The organism is Vibrio sp. J1-1, from assembly GCF_021728395.1.
Taxonomy (GTDB): domain Bacteria; phylum Pseudomonadota; class Gammaproteobacteria; order Enterobacterales; family Vibrionaceae; genus Vibrio.
In genome coordinates, this window is sequence record NZ_JAKKCM010000008.1 from 146419 (window position 1) to 165393 (window position 18975).

The 18975-nt window shown below is 42.2% G+C and carries 14 protein-coding genes and 1 pseudogene; 3 read left to right on the top strand and 12 right to left on the bottom strand.

From position 1 onward, the window contains the following. Window positions 1-13: 13 nt before the first annotated feature. Complete coding sequence (locus L3V31_RS14565) at window positions 14-6220, top strand: DEAD/DEAH box helicase (protein WP_237316842.1); 6207 nt, start codon at window positions 14-16, stop codon at window positions 6218-6220. Between the two features lie 390 nt (window positions 6221-6610). Beyond that, entirely contained in the window at window positions 6611-6838 is a 228-nt protein-coding gene (locus tag L3V31_RS14570) for a hypothetical protein (RefSeq protein WP_237316844.1), read from the top strand. Between the two features lie 332 nt (window positions 6839-7170). Here the strand turns inward: L3V31_RS14570 and L3V31_RS14575 are convergent, their stop codons facing one another. From L3V31_RS14575 to L3V31_RS14590, 4 genes are all read right to left on the bottom strand, one after another. Then, window positions 7171-7629, bottom strand: coding sequence for a hypothetical protein (locus tag L3V31_RS14575; RefSeq protein WP_025503240.1), 459 nt, complete (start codon window positions 7627-7629; stop codon window positions 7171-7173). Window positions 7630-7726: 97 nt separating this feature from the next. After that, on the bottom strand, window positions 7727-10153 hold the full coding sequence (locus L3V31_RS14580; RefSeq protein ID WP_228072089.1) for a hypothetical protein: 2427 nt from the start codon (window positions 10151-10153) through the stop codon (window positions 7727-7729). Continuing rightward, complete coding sequence (locus L3V31_RS14585; RefSeq protein ID WP_237316845.1) at window positions 10150-11694, bottom strand: hypothetical protein; 1545 nt, start codon at window positions 11692-11694, stop codon at window positions 10150-10152. Before L3V31_RS14585 ends, L3V31_RS14580 begins: the two co-directional genes overlap by 4 nt. Then, entirely contained in the window at window positions 11678-13132 is a 1455-nt protein-coding gene (locus tag L3V31_RS14590) for a site-specific integrase (protein ID WP_158127825.1), read from the bottom strand. The genes L3V31_RS14585 and L3V31_RS14590 overlap by 17 nt, the downstream gene beginning before the upstream one ends. Window positions 13133-13513: 381 nt before the next feature. Between L3V31_RS14590 and L3V31_RS14595 the strand changes: the two are divergent. Beyond that, window positions 13514-13789 (top strand): annotated as a pseudogene (locus L3V31_RS14595) (phage protein); the annotation flags it as partial. 6 nt (window positions 13790-13795) lie between these two features. Here L3V31_RS14595 and L3V31_RS14600 read toward each other — a convergent pair. The 8 genes from L3V31_RS14600 to L3V31_RS14635 all read right to left on the bottom strand — a co-directional run bounded on the left by L3V31_RS14600 (window position 13796) and on the right by L3V31_RS14635 (window position 18965). Continuing rightward, the gene (locus L3V31_RS14600) at window positions 13796-14350 is read right to left on the bottom strand and encodes a hypothetical protein (RefSeq protein WP_237316847.1); all 555 of its coding nucleotides are present in this window, start codon (window positions 14348-14350) and stop codon (window positions 13796-13798) included. Window positions 14351-14386: 36 nt separating this feature from the next. Then, a complete protein-coding gene (locus L3V31_RS14605) occupies window positions 14387-14746 on the bottom strand; it encodes a hypothetical protein (protein WP_237316849.1) in 360 nt (119 codons plus the stop codon). A 928-nt stretch (window positions 14747-15674) separates the two neighbouring features. Beyond that, window positions 15675-16052 carry a PH domain-containing protein gene (locus L3V31_RS14610; protein WP_237316850.1) on the bottom strand — a complete coding sequence of 126 codons (378 nt, stop codon included), beginning with the start codon at window positions 16050-16052 and terminating at the stop codon, window positions 15675-15677. Between the two features lie 9 nt (window positions 16053-16061). After that, complete coding sequence (locus tag L3V31_RS14615) at window positions 16062-16532, bottom strand: GNAT family N-acetyltransferase (protein WP_237316852.1); 471 nt, start codon at window positions 16530-16532, stop codon at window positions 16062-16064. A 100-nt stretch (window positions 16533-16632) separates the two neighbouring features. Then, window positions 16633-17109, bottom strand: coding sequence for a GNAT family N-acetyltransferase (locus L3V31_RS14620; protein ID WP_237316854.1), 477 nt, complete (start codon window positions 17107-17109; stop codon window positions 16633-16635). A gap of 399 nt (window positions 17110-17508) precedes the next feature. Next, window positions 17509-18078, bottom strand: a complete 570-nt coding sequence (locus L3V31_RS14625; protein ID WP_237316856.1) for a DUF2726 domain-containing protein — start codon at window positions 18076-18078, stop codon at window positions 17509-17511. 134 nt (window positions 18079-18212) lie between these two features. Further along, window positions 18213-18533, bottom strand: coding sequence for a hypothetical protein (locus L3V31_RS14630; protein WP_237316858.1), 321 nt, complete (start codon window positions 18531-18533; stop codon window positions 18213-18215). 120 nt (window positions 18534-18653) lie between these two features. Then, window positions 18654-18965, bottom strand: a complete 312-nt coding sequence (locus tag L3V31_RS14635) for a DUF3634 family protein (RefSeq protein ID WP_237316860.1) — start codon at window positions 18963-18965, stop codon at window positions 18654-18656. Between the last annotated feature and the right edge of the window lie 10 nt (window positions 18966-18975).

An 18975-nucleotide genomic window follows, 5' to 3' on the forward strand; every position in this document is an offset into this window, starting at 1 on the left:
AGGTAACCCAACCATGCAATATTTTGAGTCTTTAGTTGACCAACTTACCAAACGTGCGGCACGAGCTACTTTAGGGCAATTTGGTCTGCGATCTAAGCCGTTACGTGAATTCTTGTGGCAGTCGTTTTCTCAACCTCCGGGTAAAGACGGAGCTTTTCTTGCCGATCCTGTCTTTGAGGCAACATTCGGCTGGAAACCACATACAGAAAGTATGCGAGATCTTTCAGGGGGACTTCTAAACCGCGCAATTGTAAAGGCGATGGCAAACCCACCTAAAGAGCTTGAAGAAGATTACCTATTTGATAGTAGTTGGTACCCATATTTTCACCAGTATGAGGCTTGGTCACACTTATTAGAGACCTCACCTAAGTCTGTTATTGTAAGTAGTGGCACGGGTTCGGGTAAAACAGAGTGTTTTTTGGTTCCGATTCTTAATGACATTGTCGACAGAAACAGCAAACCAGATGGTGTTGAGGCTCTGTTTCTATATCCACTCAATGCGCTAATTAACAGCCAAAGAGAGCGTCTGACGGCATGGACTCACCAGTTGGGGGATCAGGTTAAGTTCTCACTCTTTAACGGCGATACGCCGGAGTCCGTCAGTGCCGCAGAGCGCAAAAAACATCCGAATGAGCAATTATCTCGCAGAGAACTAAGGGAAAGCCCAGCTCAGATTTTGGTGACGAACTCGACGATGTTGGAATACATGTTAGTTCGTCAAAAAGATGCCAATATCTTGAACCGTTCCCAGGGTAAACTACGTTGGATCGTATTGGATGAAGCGCACACCTATATTGGTTCTCAGGCTGCTGAACTATCGTTGTTGTTAAGACGTGTGATGCATGGATTTGGCGTAACACCAGACCAAGTCCGATTTGTAGCAACATCTGCAACTATTGGTGGTGCGGATTCTGACGATGATCTAAAGGTATTCTTGGCGGATGTGGCTGGTATCGATATTACACAAGTTCACTTGGTGAAAGGCAAGCGCGAAATTAAGCCTCTGATGGAATTAGAGCAGATCAAAGCGATGAGTCTTGACCATGTGGTGAGTATTGAAAACGAGCAACAACGCTACGATGTATTACAAAACATACCGCCGCTGCGAACGTTAAGGCAACGCCTTAGTTCAACAGATAATAGAATGACTCTTAACGAAATAAGCAAACTATTGTCTGCAACAGAAGAGCCTCTATCTGAACAAGTTTCTCTACAATGGCTCGATATATGTGCTTCGACGAAGAACGCGAATGGCGATGCATTCATCCCGTTTAGACTCCATCTTTTTCATCGTGTGGCCGGTGGCCTCTGGGCTTGTTCAAACCCTGACTGCTCATCCAAAGTTGGTACACCTTTAGAATCTGTCGACTGGCGATTTGGTATGGTCCATATGTCGAGACGAGATAAGTGCTCATGCGGCTCACCAGTGTTTGAGATGGTCAGCTGTAATGGTTGTGGTACAAGCTTATTAGCTGCGACTGAAAAAATTGACTCAGAGACAAGTCATGCTCAGCTTCATTTGACGAAACCAGACTCATCTATAGATGACTTCGCTCTGGATCTCATAGGAGAAGAAGACTTAACCAACGAAGATGACGAAGAGGCTTCTAATGAGTATGACCGTTTTGGTCTTATCTCCCCGTTAAGTTTTGAAGAAACAGGTGAATATTGGATTAATAACCTGAGAGAAGTGAAAGCAGCTAAAGTGCCCGGATCGCACTTGATTCATCGTGTAGAAGGGTATCGTAAAAGCGATGGTGCTTTATCTCTCCGTTGTCCGTGTTGCCAACACACGAAAATTAAGAATTTTGAGTTTTATCGCCATTTTATAAATGGTGCTCCGTTCATGTTGTCGACGGTTATCCCTACGTTATTAGAATATTGCCAAGATGGTAAGAAAGAACAATTAAAAGGCCCTTGGAACGGTCGTCGAATGATCACATTTACCGATAGTCGTCAGGGTACTGCTCGCTTTTCTGCCAAAGCACAGCAAGATTCTGAAAGGCAGTTTTTACGTTCAACGATTTATCACTTGATTTTGGATAAAGCGATCCGAGAAAGCGGGGCGGGGGCGGGTTCGGCTTCTAGTCCAGAGCTGGAGCAATACCAAGCGATGCTCAAAATGGCAATCGAGAATGGCAATGAAGGTATGGTTGAGTTCGTTGAAGGTAAAATCTCGGAACTCGTTGGTAGTACCTCAAAGCCAGTTACGGTCAGTTGGCTAGAAGTGGAAGACTTCTTAGCGGAACAGAAAGAAGTGCAGTTGTGGATCAAAAAGTTCTATGAGCATTTTGATGACCGAATGGACATGGTTGCGAATCCTAAGTTACTTGCTCGTTTATTGCTTTTAAGAGAGTTTAATAGTCGACCGAAAAGACAGAATACGCTAGAAACCATGGGATTAGTCTGTATGGAGTACCCAGTGCTGGATAAAAAGGTGAATTCAGCTCCAAGTGAATGGTTGAGGCATTTTGACAGTGCAGATGAAGCGCGTGCAGAGTGGGTAAACTTCTTGACTGTCGCAGTGAATTTTCATGTACGAAGCGTGAAAGCTGTGAGGTTGACCGAAGAGCAGATCAACTGGATCGGTGCTAAATACTCTCCAGCTTTCTTAGTAGGGCAAGATGAACCTACCCATATTTGGAATGTAGAGGCATGGCCAAAAATTAGGCGTAATGGTTCACGACAACCAAGATTAGCAAGGTTGGTTGCAACAGCTCTAAATATGGAGTTGGATGATGCTAATTCTCGGGCCGATATCAATGAAATTCTACGCCAAGCATGGATGGCTCTGCAGTCTTCCGTATTGACACCAAGTGGTGATGGCTATCGTTTGGAGCTTGAACAACAAGTCAGCTTTTCTTTATTAGCGGACAAGCATCAATGTCCTCACACCCAAAAAATTATTGATAAGCCTTTGCTAGGGGTTACTCCGTATTTGAATGTATCTGGAGACCGCAACGAGCACTTGTGTAAGTCAATATCTACACCATGTTATCCATACCCGTTTGGACGAGATCCAGACAGTGGAGAAACTGTTGATCTAACCAAAGTTCGAGATTGGCAAGAGCAGCCTGAATTGATGAATGTACGTAAAGAAAATGCTTGGTCTGATATTGCTGACCGCGTTGTCGAGCGTACACCTTACTTTAGGGTTGCAGAACATTCAGCACAGCTCAAAGCAAGTCAGTTACGAGAGTATGAAAAAGAATTCAAAGCAGGGAGAATCAACGTTTTAAGCTGTTCTACAACCATGGAGATGGGGGTCGATATTGGTGGTATATCAGTAGTCGCGATGAACAATGCTCCGCCAAACCCTGCAAACTATTTACAACGTGCAGGCCGGGCTGGTCGCCGTGGTGAGAGTAAATCTATTGCACTTACGTTATGTAAGTCGACACCACATGGCGAACATATCTTTTCGAATACACGTTGGGCATTTGATACGGATATTAAAGTTCCAAATGTATCTTTATCCAGTGATTACATTGTTCGTCGACATGTGAATTCGTTATTACTTGCAACATTTTTAAATCGATTCTTAAAGTCAGAGAATTCACTGAAGCTGAATTGCGGGAACTTCTTTAAGTCTGATCATGGCTCAGCGGCTTCTCAAGCTGAGCAGTTTGTTGACTGGTGTGTGAATGGTGCATTAGAGCTTGTACAAGAAGGCCTTGATACTTTGCTTCGTCGTACTTCTCTCGATGCGACATCACGTATCGAAATACTAGATGCCTCTGCTACACACATGAAGCAAATTGTTGAACGTTGGGTAGCTGAGCATCAATTGTTAAAAGATCAATCTAATAGCTTGGAGGACAACCCTAATTCACTCTCGACTGCGCAAGCTGCAGTTGAAAGTCAAATTCAACGCTTAGAAGGCGAGTTTTTACTATCTGAGTTAGCTCGGAAAGGCTTCTTACCTGGCTACGGTTTCCCAACGGATGTTGTTTCTTTAAATACGGACCACGTCAAAGTGATCGAGAGGCGTAAGCGCAACATTAAAATGAAGCAAGATCAAATTAGCGATAAAACATCCCGTAAAGACAATCTTTACAGCGCAAAAGGTTTCCCATCTCGCGATTTGTCTGTCGCAATTCGTGATTATGCGCCGGGTAATGATGTTGTTATTGATGGGCGTGTTTATCAGTCTAAGGGTGTCTTGTTGAATTGGCATAGCCCCGCATCCGTTGATCAAGTCAAAGAAATTCAAGCGTTGAGATGGGCATGGCGATGCGACAAGTGCGGAGCAAGCAATACTTCTTCTTTAAGACCTGATAAATGTGAATGTTGTGGTAATGAGTTTGATTTGAGTGATGGCAAAACGAAAGAGCATATCCATCCATACATTCAACCCGCAAGCTTCGCAGTGGATATTAGAGATGAGCCCCACAATGACATTTCTCGATTGAACCACGTACCTATCAATGACCCTTGGGTAACGGTAGATAGTTCAGAGTGGCGAGAAGTGAGTGTGAACCCCGGCGCATCGTATCGTTCTAGTCATAATGGGCATGTGTATTACTACAGTGCTGGGCCTGTTAACAAAGGTTATGCGCTTTGCCTTGAGTGTGGTCGCATGGAGGCAATGCCAGAAAGTGAAGATAAATCGCCGAAAGACGTATTAATGGGTCACACTCGTTTAAGAGGAGGTAAAGGACATTTAACTCGTTCGAGTGAAGTATTATGTGGTGGTAACGATAGGGAGTTTACTGCTAAGGGGCCTTTGAAGCTCGGACATAGTACTTACACAGACGTATTCGAATTATTGTTATTCAATGAGTTGGGGAAACCACTAGTAGATAGAAGTATCGCTCGTTCAGTCGCCGTATTGATGCGAAATCAGTTGGCAGAGAAACTCGGTATCAATAATGATGAAATTGGCTGTACAACTAAGCCAGTGAATCATGAGGGACGTGAAGTGCAAGCGATCGTCCTATTTGATAATGCAGCTGGCGGTGCAGGTTTCTCAATTCAAGCTTCGGACTATGTTATCGAGCTATTAAAAGGGGCAAAAAAGATAGCTTCAAGTTGTCACTGCGATAAGGCATGTCATCGCTGTTTAGTTGATTATTCGACTCAGCATGTCCTTGATCTACTAGACCGACATAAAGTTACTGCATATTTGAATAACGGTTTTTTCAACAATCTCAGTCTTCCTACGGAATATGAATTATTCGACCATCATAATAGGCGTGAGCTACGCCCCCTAATGATCGCAATAGAAAAAACACTTGCCAAGGACGATGACTCTGACCTCTATGTCGAATTACCTATCAGTCAGTTGAGCGATTTAGGAGGTTGGCAGTTATATCAAGCATTCAGCCGTTGGGTTGCTGAACGTAAGGTAAACCTGATACTTGCAGAGACTAAAGTTAAAGAGTTGTCACTAGAGCAAAAAGTGACGCTATCTTGGTATCAAAACCATCCTAATGTGAAGCTTTTGAGTAGATCCTTGAATGGCCAGTCCGAACACGTTGTTCTTGCATCTGTAACTAATAAGTCATGTTGCTACCAATGGGGCATTCGTGAAGACGATCATGAAACACTGGTTACTGGCGTTGGTTCTTTAGGGAAGTTAGCTGACTTCGATATTACACGTCTGCATCAAAGTTCTGATGTAGAGAAAATAGTCATCGATAGTGAGTTGGATGGAAAAGCTTCTGAGTTCGGATTTAAGTTCTGGTCCCACGTATTTAAACGTTCCCCGGCATTGATGGCACTAATGGAAGATCAGGTTATTGAATCTGTAACGTACTCAGATCGTTACCTTGCGGCTACCTTACCATTCTCGCTCTGCTTTAATGCCCTGAAGTTTATAGGAGAGCATTACAAAAGTTGCCAGATAGAAATCAACACTGGTGAATTGGCGAGAGGTTACAGACCAGCAACGGTACAAGATAACTTTTACGACGATTATTCACGAGATAAGGTTGTTAGTTTGGCGCTAGAGAGAACGGCGGCAAATATCAGTTTTAAAACGGCTCCGAAGTACAAGCTACCACATTCAAGAACGTTAGTTTTATCGTTTGATAATGGGCGTCAGGTGACATTTTGGCTCGACCAAGGTTTTGGTTATTGGTATGCAGACAAGCGTTTGTCTGAAAATCATTTACCGCATAATCTTTATGATGAAGAACACGCAAATATTATTGTGAAAGGACAATCTCAAATATCCTCAGGAGGTTTCCCAACGGACGTCTTTATCTCATTTGCCTAGTTCGAGCTATCTGAGTTGGAGGCAGAGCAGTACTCAGCAACCTCATCGTGGTACTTGCGCAGTAAACCGGGTGCGGTCCCAAGCCCAAAAGATGGGTTTGGGAAGTTGGGCGCATAAGGCATATATTCAATATCGGAAGCACGGCGAGATTGGGTCCAATTACAGGGTTTATTGGTTGGTTATTCCTTAGTGTGTAAATATTACAACTTCTCGGTTCCGTTATCAGGGCCCGCTGGGCTGGACCTAGGCGTGGAGCTACCAGAAACCATCGCATTATCGATTCTAACAGAGTGCCAAGCTGCAGTTGCTAGAAAAACTGCACGACCACTAGGTAACATACTAACAGTCGATCCTTGCAATTAGTTACATCGTAACAAAAAGAAAATCGCGGTGATGATCATAGTTGCAGGAGAAGGAGAGTGCAAACGCTTTGGAGGATGCAGGCTACTGAATGAACTTGATAGCGACCATAGCTTGTTATCTCATGCTGTTGAGCAAGCGTTGGGAACTAAGAACGTTTCGGTATTCGTTCTTACTGGCCGTTGGCATCGTGAGATTGAACAAGCTCAGCAAATATGCATATTAATTTCAATAAATACAGACAGTTATAAATTATAGCATTGGGTCATATTAGTAATCTCCACTAAATTTAACGATAGTTAAAATTAGTGGAGATTACCTATTTTATGGTAAATAGATTATGTTTAATGGCTATTCCACAGCAGGTTTTAGTGTATTAGTAACGTGCTACGCTAGTCTACAAACCAGCCGATATTCAATTTACATATTTACGATAAACGCCTTGCAAATGACTCGTTATAAATACTCACAACGCAAAATGATTAGGGTAGGTTAGACATTAATTTCAGATAGTTATAGTTCACTGGCTTCAAGTATTCGTCTATTACAGCAGCCACCCATGCAAGTGTGCTTATTAAGGTTAGATAATTTTATAAATCATTATCGTGCCCCTCACTTTCGTGAAGTTCCCGAATAAGGTATGGAGACAGACAACGCTCGACATTTCGGACTTTGGTTTGTAAGCGGATGATTTTAACCATACTAATAATGGACTTCGTGTTCACCTGGAGCATCTTGCGAGATTCTTCTACTCGCTCAATAAGGCGAGCATTTGCTTTTTCTAGATCTGCTCGTGTCATTGATGTGGTTTTTTTCAATGTCTCCCCGAGAGAACCTTTGACCGCATCTTTCTGCTGCATACTAAAAGCGTCAATTAATTCTTTACGACTGGTTAGCGTTGACCTTGTATTAATTAACCCCTTACTTTGCAATCGCCTAAATAGATTCGCCTGCGTGATAGGCGCGTTCTCAAATCCTTCATCACACATCAGGATAAGTTCCTTCTCGATCGCTTTATCTAGTTCTAATCCTTTTAGTTTCTCGCTCATCTTTAACTCCTGAATAGTTTAATGAAACTTCGTATAATCAAAACTACCACTACTAATATACTGTTTAGGTTTTGTTGCTATGCGATCTTGGCTTTATCTATATATCACGCTGCTCTAGCGCGAACAGTGAAGACAGCATCTTTGGTTTCTTCATGTTATCCAGCTCTAGCAGATTTATTTGAACCTTCTCGCTTTCGAAAATTTGTGACTCGCCTAGATGATATTTGATGTTTTCCATACGAAGGTTTAGGTTCTCTATGATTTCATCAGCCTCTTCTACCTCCATAAGACCCGTCATTTCCATTTGGTTGATGATCGCAATTTCAGACTCAATACACGCTGCCAATTTCTCAATTTTAATTAGCTCGTCGTCGCGACCCGTGAGCGTGAAATATGGGCATGGAGATCCATCCTGACACTTCAAGTTGTAAGGACACTGGAATGTGGTGAGCTTCCGCTTACAACTACCGATATACATCGCATAAAGTTCAGTGTGACGCATCACCGTTTGTTGCTTATCAGCGTCCTCCATCATGGCAAACAGATCATCAAACTCCGAGAATACATTGCTGTCTGAATGGATTACTACATCCACCACGAATGAAGCTTTATCTTGCGTGGTTGTGTGAGTATGCATGGTTTGAGCTAAGGCGTTGGCGGTGGATAATTTGGGGTTAACGCCCATAATGCCTTGCTTCTTGATGCTTTCAAGAGCTGTATCCTCTTTGAAAAACGATTCCGTGTTACCCACCGTCACGAGTGCAGATGATACCGCTTTTTCCGCGATGGCTAGGTGCTGATAACTTTCATTTTGAGCGAAGTCTTTACGCCCCATGAACATCGCTTGAAGGTGCTCGGATACACCTACAATCGCATAGAATGTGTTGATGCCGTGTCTTGGAGTATGACTGTGCATAACAGTAACCTCCCCATTTTCATCGGTCAGGTTGTATTTCGCGAAGACGCTGCGTTTACGATTATCAACTGCGCCATAACCAAGAAATGGTATAAGAACGAATTTATCGATCAATTGGGGCACTACCTTCATCACACCAGTTCGTTTGGTCGCGGCACTGCCTTCAGGAATAATGAACAGCAACTCCTCATACGGTATCGAACTGACAGATTTGGTTTTTGAGTCTGTTTGGCGATAAATGAAGTCATTCGATATGCGGGCATCACTATCGATTGTATGTCGGATAAAGCAGTCAATGTCAGACTGCTTATAGAGAATTTCTTTTGCGTTGTTTCGGCCAAGCTCAACGACGGAGTGTGGCTCGATACAAAGACCGGAGTTAGTAATTTTCTTCTTAGTGAAATCCCTTTTACTCGCACGACCACGATCAGAAGCCGATGTTGAGGTTGATTCGTAGACGTCAGCCACAACGTCATCCAGGTTAACAAAAGGCTCACTCAGTTCAACCACGTTCTCATTACGTTGGCGAGTAAGCCACGCTTTAGGAAGGTGGGACTTAAAGCTGGTATCACGTACATACTCAATTTGTGAACGCAGATTTTCTGTTAACACTATGGTGTCTACCCAGAGTTCTTCTACAATCTGCACGGCCAGGGGTTCTACCCAATGGGTGCGATGACCCGCGCCTTTCTCACCAAGGTATACGATGCCAACATAGAACGTAGGTAGCCCTCGTTTTTCCATTAGTGCCTTGGTGGCTTTGTCTTCGATTTCTACAACTTTGAAGCAATTGTAGCGGAGGGCTGCAGCTTCCATATGGCGAAATCCAGTGACCATGAGTAGAAGCACGAGGTTTAAGACGATCCGCTCACCATCATGTTGCACCATACCACGCAGCGCCACCACGTTTAAGAAGGTTTGGATGGATAGATTTTTCTCATGCTCGTCCTGATCCAAGTCTTCGGCGTACTTAGCCTTTTTGGCTTTTTTGCCTGCTTTGGTCGTCTTTGTTGCTACACCTCTCTGTTTCTTTTTAACTTCAACTTGAGTCAAAGTGAACCCCATATAATTTAGATTATTAGATATAACATTGGCGTCATCGTAGTCTTTTGCGGCATTGGTAATAGCGCTGGGGCCCGTGCGAGATTGAGCGAGCATATCTGTTGCGTCTTGCAGCAACTCAGAAGTGATGTTCACAGGGTGCGGGTCAATACCCGCCATCACCATGCGAACATAGGTGCGCTTTAATAACATTTGCTGGGCATACACTGATGCTCCTGATGGATTGCGACCTTTATAGAGAGAAATGCAATAGGCTTTCAGGAACTCAACATAAGTCTTGCAGATCTTAAGGCATTTGAATTTCTCTTCATCCGATTTAATAAGTCCGTTCAGTCGAAGGGAGTTGATTTCATTAAAGTTGACTGTCGTCAGCGCTTTTGCCAAGAACCCGTGAGAAGCTGAACTGTATCTCCAAATATTTGTCTCCCACGAATAATGCTCTTTGGGATCATTAATACCAGCATTGACTTCTGGCAGTAAAGCTTCTTCAAAGAAGGACTTTTGCTCAGCGATGAATTCGTTGAAGTGTTGATAATTGTCTTTCATCGTAAACCTCCCTTGAGGCGATTAATGACCATTTCAATTTCATTTTTGGTCTGGGTTGCACTGTCTACCAGTGGGTTATTTCTGTTGCCTGCGTCATGGGATGTTTTGACTAGTTCCAATAACTCGTTAGTGATGACTTCAAGAACGGTCTGATGTTTACTAAGGCAGTTGAATGGACGGAAGTAGAAGCAACCATAGCAAGAGCGCACCTTAGCGAGATGGCATTTATCCTGTTTGCGGCTGCAGCCGCCGATGCGAAGGATCAGTTTGCCCTTGAGCATCCCAGAGACCGTTTTCCCACTCCATTCAGACTCACCAATGAGGTAGCCCGTGAGCAGTAATCCCATCATGTCCTTCCAGACAGGATTTTGACCAAGCGACTTGTGTTTCAACAACGCCAACTCAGGCGTAGACATGATGTAGTACTGGGCAGCTACCGTCGTGGTTTGACCAAGAACCATTGAAATTTCTTCGGCGCTTGCACCTAGCATCGCCATGGAGTGACCAATGTTGTGTCTAAAGTCATAAGCGGTATAGATGGGACGATTCGCTTTGTTGAGTCTGATTTTTTCCTTAGTCTCATCCGTTTGAATGAACAGTAATGCATCATTTAACGCCCAATGAATTTCACGCGATGATGGAGTCTCCACCTCATTGTTATACGGGAACAGAGCATCGTCGTCACCAATACCAAAACGTTTTTTGTATTCATCAATCATAACGCCAATTTCTTGACTCAAAGAGACTTTAGGTTCATCCACAGGTACCTCTTGCTGCTTAGCTAAGGGCACTGACACTTCATATAGCTTCAAGGAGGTGTTGTGATTGGCTGCTATGAGCTTGACGGAACTTCCTTTCATCATGGCAAATTGCTGTGGACGGGGACCAATGGCAAACGCCAGCCCCAACGCAGCGAGATTTTTTAATTCCTTATCCGATAACGACTGAAGACCTTCATCAGTGCTAAACTCAACCAAGCGATTCGCAATGAGGTTTTTTAAGTGAGTTGGCATTGTGTCTTCTACTTCTTTATATCGAAGGAATGGGTCATTGACACGCGGGACTGCTAGTCGACTCAATACTTCTTCGTCATCAATATCGAAATTAGGGAAACCCATACGAATAAGGTACTTAGTGATCGCTTTAACTTCAAAGTACCCCTTCGCTTTACCAGATTTCGCCTTGCGTTCAAGGTACTTGCGGAAATAATCAAATGACATTTGTTCAGCTCCCTTGAGGAACTTCTTTACAACAAAAAAGCTGTCCAATAAGGGGGCCATATGACTTTCAGCATACATAACGGATAAAATCTTGAGTAGTTTGTTGCCGTGCTCATCTAAGTCAAAGATATTCGTGTAGGGTCGACCTAAACGGACATATTCCCAACGATCACTTTTCGTTTGAACAAAAGGGGTATCAAACTCAGAGGCTTGCGTTATTTCCAATACGCTTGGTAGTGTCTGGTTTTTGATGAACTTAACCTGCTCCTGGGTGAGGTTAGCTCTATGCTTTTCATAAGTTTTCTTAACTGAATGCGGCATCCCACACATCCTTATCTAAATCAGTTTCTATCTCTGACCAGCAGTTATTTCGATACACTTCCATGACCGTTTTACTTGCTTGTTCTTGAACAAATCGCTTCGCATACTTAGCAGGCATAACTGATTTTTTAGACCAACCACCAATCGCCCTCAATTCATTCTTTGCGTCTTCCATCAAGCCCGTCACATTCACCACGCCTGATTCGATGTACTGACTCTTTTTCCTTTCATAAACGGCAGCTAATGTCGCGTATGCCCATGTGTGGCGGAGCCAGTGGGGGGTGATAGCTTCCGTGATAGCCTCTGAATACTGCGGGTCGAAATGGTCTGGAAACTGTTTTTCAAACGCTTTCACGACCTTCGAGAATTGAGATTGAAAAGTCGAGTAGGACACGGGCTTGTAAGGCTTCATCGAAGCGGTGAAGATGAAGTCGTGGTCACTGGTGCATGGGCGTATAAACTTGTAATAGATTTCAATCTTCTTGTAATCCTCAGCGGCTATTTCAACATCCCGAATACTGTCTGCGGTCTTGATTTGCGGCTTATAGTGACGAGCATCTTCCATTTTTGAATCGTTAAAGTCATCATCCTCTAAGTTACGAACGCGCATAATCACCTTGCTTGGGTCAACCCTTGATGGCAAGAAGGACTGTTTACGCAGCAGTAATGACTCTCCAATGCGAAGGCCGTATCGGACTAGGAGTGTGATCAGCAGGTAATTACGCATTTGCACTTCGTAACTTATGATTGGATTAAGAGGGTTTTCCTTAATCAATTTAAAGCTTGCTTGTACACTACCATCTCGAAGTTTGACTGGGATGGCTTTCTTAATATCTGGTGTGAGAACACGGATAAAGTCCCGATATTGCTCCGATGTTAAACTTCGGAGCGTACTGTAGGCGGCAATTTTTTTATTAGATTTCTGCCACTTAGAGAACTTACTTTTTACCTGTTTGAGTCGTAATTTCACTTCGGTTCGGTATCGACTTAGTACATACGGGTCTTCATCACGATAGGCTGTATTCAGATAAGTAACAGACAGAAATTCAATGAAGTTACAAACAACCTGACAGTGCTTAGCGGCAGTGCGCTTCTTTTTGGTCAGGTTTTTCTGTCTTGCGCTAGGCGACGGTAGCATGACCACATTGGTAATTTGCTTACCCGCTAGAAGATAGTCCCAAAAAGGAAGCAGCTCGTGCGTAAGCATTTCAACGTCATGATAATCACTGCGATGAAATGAGAAGTCGAGAGAGACACCATGCTTTGCTATCCAGAAATCATAAAACAACTTAAGTGAGTCGAGATAGCTCTTTTGTGTTCCGAGTGATTTCTCCAATAATTCTTGTTCTGTCCACCTCAACGCCAAAAGTGGGGGCATAGTGGTGACGACATCAAGTAAGCAATAAAACTCGCCACCACAATTTTCGACCTTATACATGCACAGATTACCCATCATAGATTTCACTGATATGTACAAGATTAGTTATAGAGATTTCGCTTTGTCAAGAAAAGTGGATTTTTACGAACTCGTTGATATTTAGTAGGTGGATATTAAGGCATGTACTAAACCCTAATCAAATCAAATTTAACATAATATACATAATGCGCACTAAAGGAATAATTCGAGCTAGGATTTAACAATTGGTACTGTCCGACGATTTGTTTCATAAGTCTCTGATAACCAAGCTGTAATTTTTTATTCTGTCAGTTTTCATACTTCAAGTTACTTGTACTATTCGTAATGCTTGTTTTGCACAATCTACGAAAAACGCCGAAAACCATCACCGCCACATAATGTTGCGGTCTGTATCGGCAAAACAAATCACTTGGCTATTTACCTAATGACCTTCGTTGGGCTGGATTTAAAATCTGTGAGAAACGCGCCATCCTCATCACACCGTCCGGTCGTGAGTTCAGTCCTAAGGAATTGGAAAGCTTTGTGTATTGGCGTGACGAAAATCGTCAGTACGTGGAAATGTACGGACACATAGGACAACCTAAGGTCTATCCCGCAAAAGAAAGCGTCTTACCGTTTCGTGGCGGCCATCGAATGAAAGCCGCCAAATGGATACCTTCGAAAAACAAAATCAGATAACAACCGTCACTTTCTATCTGAGGTGGAAATGCCTTTAAGGAAATCAATGCAACTCTTAACAATGTCTTCAATAAACTTATCTCTAGGGTTTGACACAACATCAAACCCATGACGATGTACATTGATTTTATCGCCATATAACGACTCAGCTTCAATAGTTAAATAACAGTCTTCTAGCTGGTCTTTCTCATCGGCGCGTATTGTATATTTATACAGCAACTCTTCAGAGTTCGCGCCGATTGCAAATGGTAAAAATGTATTTCTTTTTGTGCTACTTGGGCTTTTTTCTCCTAGTACCTTTTCAAAACTATGGTTTTTTGATATTTCAATTTTGTTTCCATTTTTCAAATGCAGCTCAATTTTGTTTATTATAGCTGCCCCATTTCCGTTATTAGTTAGTATGAGCTCCTGCTTTACGTGATCATGCTCACTTGCACTTGACGTAAAAACCGTATTAAGAACAGGTTGCAACGCTTTTCGATTGTGTTGTCTTTGAATGACCAAAGTAGATAACGCAACCAAAAATGCTAAAAATATGATGATAGTTTCCATTATTTCCATAGATGGTTCTTCCTTCGACCGTTTAAATTGGGATATTTACATGGACATCCAAGTTCCAGCCCCTTTGGCATACAGCTTTAAACTGTCATTCTCGCACCTGAACTGATGTACTAGGTCTGAGTCAACGTAATAAGTAATGACAGGGTTACCTTTATCACTACCGATATAGCTGAGCCTATCGATATCGTACATTGTCTTTCTATTAATCAATGATTTACATGCCGCAATACTGGTTGAAGTAGGCTCTTCATAATTAGATTCTGAACTGCTTGGTTTAGTGCTTTTGTTTGATGCACTCGCTACTATTAAAAGGAGGATAACAAAAGCAATAATGCCAAATAGCCTTTTGTTTTTGCTTGAGGAATTAGTATTTTCCCACGGATTTTCTTTACTCATTCGCACCCTATAAGTATTAGTAAAGGAAGCATAATTCTGCTCTTACGGCATAAGATAAGCAACATTGCACTGGGTGTAGTGCTGCATAGTTAACAATAAACAAAAAAGCCGAACCCCATCGCTAAGGTTCGGCTTTGTTTTTTGGCTTCGCCTAAAAGAGAAAACACTATATGGCGTCGAGGTCAATCGACATGCCCAAGGTATCGGCTCCCTACTCGCTTTGTAAATTGCCAATAGTCTGGTTTCGAGGCTGTTCTCAACATTAGGTTTCATTTCTATTGGGAACTTACCACCAGGATGTGCGTACGCAAATTGTTCGTAGAAAGTTCCCCGTTCCTAACTAGTGTGACATGTGACAGTCGTTACAACACCAATAACAACCGTTTGACTGGTAATATTTTTTCTTTGCTTCAATTACTGCTTCAGCACAATTATCAAATAAACCTAAATAAGACTTAGATTGAATTTTATCAAAATGAGGACACCCCGAATTATGGACTTCATGGTCACCAATATTATGGACCTCGTGGTCGCCACTATCTTGAGCTATATCGTTTACGTAATATGCTAGTTTCATTGTCTAGCCCATCTTGTTAAAAGTGATATTCAAGATAAATATAGCTGAAAAAACCATACTGAGAATACTCGCCATAACGACACGTTTTAACATCTAGGCTTACAGATCTTAGTCCTACCTAAGGCTTATAAGAGTCTCATCAATGTTAAGTTACGTGGTCACTAATTCTTGTGGGTATTAGGGTTTTTATTGATATTCTGTGAAGTTAACTCTATGACTTCCCTGCTCTTTTATTATGTTTAGGAGTGACGATTCATGCGAACAGTAGACGATTCTGAGCCAAGTAACTTTGGCTACTTGCCGATTGAGATTCGTTGATCTGGGTTTAAAGTCTGTGAGAAAGCTCGCTTGTTAGCCCATTACACATTGGCTGATGTGTTTATTAAAAGTCACCAGGTCAAAAGAGCCTTTAATCTCAAACAGCACTTTACCAACCTCGCTGAGGTAAAGCTCGATCTCACAATCCAGATCCAATGTGCCTGACGTTTCAACAGAGAACGCGTTTACCTTGTTATATGGCAAAGATGTATAGTCCACTTTTGAGCCAGTAATCCCTTGAACGTTCGCAGCAATAACTCGTTTGTTGGTGAAAACCACTTGATCGCGGATACTTTTGAAAGCGGCAATGATTTCTTCGCCATCAATCAGAAACTTGTAGAAATCTTCTCTCACCTTCGATTCTTCAATCGGCTTTAGCTTAAACACCGATGAGTTTTCAAAATCGATCATGACTATCTCCTATTCAGGTATGCGTTTTTGAGCCAGTTGCCCTCGTGTATCCATCTCACCAACGTCTTTCCAGCCATGTTTACGATAGAACGCAACACCTTGGCTATTGGCAGGTAAATACCTTAACTGGACATACTGGCATTTGGCAGATTTTAATTGCGAAAATATGAAGTCTTGCAACTCACTACCCAAACCTTGGCCTCGAAATTTCGGTTTTAGGTAAAAGAGGTTTATGTAGCCATATTTTAAGCCTTCATCATCAATCAAATCTTTTCTAAACTCGATTTGACCAATGGTTTCATTGTTCATGATCACATGATAAAAACCAGCATCGGAAAAGGACGCCAATTTGTAAAACCACGCTGCCGCTTCTTCAGTATTAAAACCATCAACATTGCCATAACTGACTGCATAAGCATCTTTACGAAACGCTATACACAAATCTAATTGCTGTTCGATGTTTACGGGCACAAATTCCATTTCTCGCTCCGTTTTTGGTAAGAATCTGACATTAAACTAGATAATTAATGGTTTATGCTAATACTTAATGGGCCAAACAAAGCTTGACACATGCTAGACGCTAAAATTGCTTTTCCATGCGTAATAATTTCCACGACTTACCGTTAAAATATCTGGTACCCGACTCAACCGTTGACGTCTTAAAGCCCAGAGATTCATAACATTTCCTTGCCGCCGTATTATGTTCAAATACTGCTAAACTCAGTGTCTCGGCAGACAAGTCTGTTCGTGCTTTATCTATTGTAAGCATCATCATTTCCTTCGCGAGTCCTTGGCCGCGAAATTCTTCGGATATAAAAACTCGACAGATCCGGTAATGATATTCTGTTACTTTGTACAGTTCGATAAACCCTACATTGTTGCTATTCAGGGTGGCAAGGTAAGGATGAACTTCAGCTTGAGCGCAGTGTCGTTTGATCTGTGTTTGAGTTAATGGAAAAGTGTATGCTGGCCCGCCCCATAAGTAATTCAACTCATCGGTCTTAATCCATTCCACCAATTGTTTAAAATGAGATTGTTTAAACTCGGTTAACTTCATACTTCCCCAGAAGGTCCAAAGCGCTATCGTTAATCAACTAGGAGAATAATACCGTCTGCAGGTAATCGTCACAAACTTCTAGTTTATAGACCGTTTAACACAACCACGCGACCTGCTCTAAAATCAGAGATTAGATCCATAACTAAAAGCCGAACCCCATCGCTAAGGTTCGGCTTTTATGATGGCTTCAGATTTGGATAGTAAATACGACTCAAATGTGTAAGCCAGTCGAGGCCAATCGACTCAACTATGTTATGAGCAACTGGCACATTGTGTAAACCGTCATTTGCAGGGTTACGAAGCATGTCGCAAGGTTTCGCATTCGTTTTCACTGTTGCTGTTAAGCTTTAGAGCCAAGGCCAAATGATTCGGTGTTCTTAATAAACAGAACATAGCAGCCTAACTAGGTTGAAGGACTGTCATGAACGGGTTACAAGCGATTCCAGTATCTCTTTCTATCACTTTAGCGACATTTATTGGGTCATAGTTTCCTGTAGCATCAAATCTGAGCAACTTGTGATGTCCTTCTAGTGCTGCATTGACGTACAAGTCTCGTTCTTGACGCCTTTTCTGTCTGTGAGATGAGTCATCCAACTCTATAACAGCGAGTATCTTGGTGTTTCTGTCAGTAATGACATAATCCATGCGCTTAGCCCAGGTTCGAGAATTGTCCTTAAAGTTTACCGGCTGTACTAGAGCCATCAATGAAACCTGACAATGTATGACATAATCCGAAGGCAATATTTCTTGTAGAACGTTGTAGAAGTTTCGCTCGGTCTTAGAGCTTAAGTAGACATGCTTTTTGTGTGGAACACTCAAGCATTTGGTTTGAGGAGCATTCATAGCTCGATGACTATTTGAACCAATAAAGGGCTTAACCTGCTCTCTGCGTTGGTTCTTACTTGCTTTCTTGGATGAGTAAACAATCAACACTAGGAATAAAATAATAACTATAATGATTTCAAACACTCTCTAAATCCTTTTACTAAAACGAAGTTAAAAAAGTCATTGCCGCATAGAAACCGACTACTGTACTGGGACGAATAGAAAACACTGCCGCGCCACTAAACTTACATATCAATCTAAGGTAATTTCATTTGAGGCTAATTCGTCGTGATATGGAGTCGGATATACTTCTCGGGATACTTGTATCTAAATCGCTTACCGACTTTTAAATTGGATTTCACGAACCGACACACGGTTTGATCGCCAGTCCCTGATACTCGCTTAATAGAAGCTTTACTTCCCTTGTGCTCCATTTCTATCATGACATCGCAATAGCCCTGATAATCATCGAACTTCTTAGTAACTTTTCGCTGAAGCTTATTTTTAATCTTCTTCGCAACCGGATTGACCTGTGAATCATCCGCAAACGTCGGAGCACTATAGAGTGCCAAGGCTAAAAAAGTGACAACGTATCGCATGCATAACCCCATATAACCATATGACTAATATGGAGTTATGTTAGTTTTCTAGGTCTTAAATACAATAATGGGACGCGATTTTGCGTCCCATTTAACATGGTGAAGTAATTGATATGTAGACTAAGCGCTCTTTTTGCCTTTGGAGGTTTTAAAGCCTTGGTGAGGAAAGACATTGCGAATTCTTTGCTGGGTCTTCTTCGGTACGTCTTTAGAAAAAACCAATCGCATACCTGTGCGCTGATTATAAACTTTCATCTCACCGGTGAACGGATTATGTTCACTGATGTCTTCTAAGTTGTGTTTAAAAGACGGGGGAATATGGCCTTTCACTTTACTGATACGCCCTTCGTCAAACGAAACCTTGAGTACCGGTCGATCAACCGCAATCAGCCAAAAGATAACAACAGCAGCAATCAATATTACGTATAACATTTAATACTCC